Raw genomic sequence first — 2,006 nt, 5'->3', positions numbered from 1 at the left:
ATACCGGGTGTAACACTACTTTATCAAGCCTATCTGTGGCGCTGATATGTTTCCCTTGATTTACTGATGCTTCAAACACCTGCTGTACAAAATCGTAACGGGTTGTGGCGATCATAATATCGATGTCTTCGCCTGCTTGTTCGACTCGTAAAGTACATTGCTTTACCGTGTCATGTAATTGTACTTCACTCGTACCACAGCCATTTCCATGGCTATTGGCTAAAATAGCAAGCGCTTGCCCACGGCTTAACGCCGTGAGGCCTTGGCTATCATTTTGCATCTGTAATGCGGTTACACTGGCTTCAATATCGTTATGATACTGGAGCATTAAAGATTTTGTTGAGTCACCTTTTTCCAATAGTGACATTAACTCTGCCTGTAGTTGTTCTACATCGGCTTTACTTCGTGAACAAATAGCAACAACAGGACAACCTAAACGTGCTGACATGTCGTCAACATTAATGTTGATCCCAAGTTTTTTAGCAGCATCGATTTTGTTAATAACAACAATAATCGGAATACCTAACTCACGTAATTGGGTGGTTAAATATAGATGACGTTCGACATTTGTGGCATCAACTAGGTTGATGATTGCATCCACTTGTTGATTAGAAAGATAAGCCTGAGCAATCTGCTCGTCCAATGAACAATCGCAGCTATTACCTGCAGGGAGTAGATCGTAGATGCCAGGGAGATCGGTGAGAAAAATATCAGTCCCTGAATAATTTAGCTTACCGGTTTTCTTTTCGACGGTAACACCCGACCAATTGCCAACCTGCTGGCTAGCACCAGTAAGTGCATTAAAAAGAGTCGATTTACCTGCATTGGGATTACCCACGGTGACACAGTGAAATTGTTTAGTCATTTTTGAGCACTACCTCGATGATATCGGCTAAATCACAACGCATACATAATTTACTTCCACGTAAATCTAATTCAACACCTGACCCCATAGGAGCTCGTCGTATAAAATGAAAACGGGTGTTGGGTGTAATGCCCATGGATAACAATTTACGTTTAACAGTTTGCGGTAACGTTAATTGACCGATTTCAGAGATAATCGCCTGATCACCTGGCTTAAGTTCACTCAGCTTCATGTAACACTACCTTCAACAACATTAATAACGTTAAAAATTTTATCGGAACTAAACAAGTTAAACTCAAATCTAGATCAAAGTTTCACTTGTTAACGAGAATAGTTTTCAGTTGTATTACGTATTATGTGACAAATGCCCGTTAGAATATAGTGCAACTAAGATTTTATTTTTATTTTGAAGTAAAATTGGCTCAACAATGATTATGTTCTCTGGGCGGCCAACAACCCCATATAACAATCATCGGACCATTTACCATCAACACAGTTATTCTGTTTTAGTGTCCCTTCCAGAACAAAGCCCACCTTCTCTAATACTTTTCGCGAAGCAGTATTTTCATGAGCGCAAATACCAATGTATTTATGCATACTGAATTGTAGTGCCCCCCAATCGGTTACCGCGAGCAAGCTTTCACTGGCAAACCCTAACCCTTGCTGTTCTGGCGCAATTAAATAACCTACTTCAGCTCGCCTTAGCTGTGCATCATCACATCTAAAACCAATAAGCCCCACAGCCTGACTATTATCAACTCGTTCAATAACAAGCGTTAACCAATCTCCTGACTCAAAAAGCCATACAGCTTTACGCTGCTCAAATTTAGCGACTATATCTGATTCAGGTTCAATACTTCGAATATATTGATTAACATCTTTATCAAGATGTAAGCGAAGAAAAAAATCCCAATCCCTGCTCAGTAAATTTCGTAATTTAAGTCGATCACTATAAAGATTTATATCCATAGCCCCTCTTTTTTATAAATAAAATGGCAACCTAAGCTGCCATTTTTATTTCACTCACTCAATATTGACTAGCCGCGACTAGTCACTTCAAGTAAATGAAAACCAAATTGTGTTTTTACTGGCCCTTGAACAACATTTAATGGTGCACTAAATACCACTTCGTCAAATTCTT

General features: G+C 39.3%; 4 protein-coding genes. All 4 read right to left on the bottom strand.

What is annotated here, in order from left to right:
- Nucleotides 1-865, bottom strand: an 865-nt coding sequence (locus tag CXF78_RS15420) for a FeoB small GTPase domain-containing protein (RefSeq protein ID WP_145991482.1), incomplete at its 3' end; no start/stop codon positions are given.
- Nucleotides 858-1,097 (bottom strand): FeoA family protein, encoded by a 240-nt coding sequence (locus CXF78_RS15415; RefSeq protein ID WP_011638067.1) that lies wholly within the window; start codon nt 1,095-1,097, stop codon nt 858-860. The genes CXF78_RS15415 and CXF78_RS15420, both read right to left, overlap by 8 nt.
- Before the next feature lie 200 nt (nt 1,098-1,297).
- The gene (locus CXF78_RS15410; protein WP_102037283.1) at nt 1,298-1,834 is read right to left on the bottom strand and encodes a GNAT family N-acetyltransferase; all 537 of its coding nucleotides are present in this window, start codon (nt 1,832-1,834) and stop codon (nt 1,298-1,300) included.
- Nucleotides 1,835-1,902: 68 nt separating this feature from the next.
- Nucleotides 1,903-2,006 (bottom strand): peptidylprolyl isomerase (locus CXF78_RS15405; RefSeq protein ID WP_180957168.1); only part of this gene is annotated, 104 nt, incomplete at its 5' end.

It is taken from the genome of Shewanella sp. 11B5 (assembly GCF_002836795.1).
GTDB classification, from domain to species: domain Bacteria; phylum Pseudomonadota; class Gammaproteobacteria; order Enterobacterales; family Shewanellaceae; genus Shewanella; species Shewanella frigidimarina.
This window is presented reverse-complemented; position numbering and strand designations above follow the sequence as displayed.

Bases quoted from the DNA above. Each gene is read 5' to 3' on its own strand.
- CXF78_RS15415 (WP_011638067.1), bottom strand. From the start codon at position 1,097: ATGAAGCTGAGTGAACTTAAGCCAGGTGATCAGGCGATTATCTCTGAA.
- CXF78_RS15410 (WP_102037283.1), bottom strand. From the start codon at position 1,834: ATGGATATAAATCTTTATAGTGATCGACTTAAATTACGAAATTTACTG.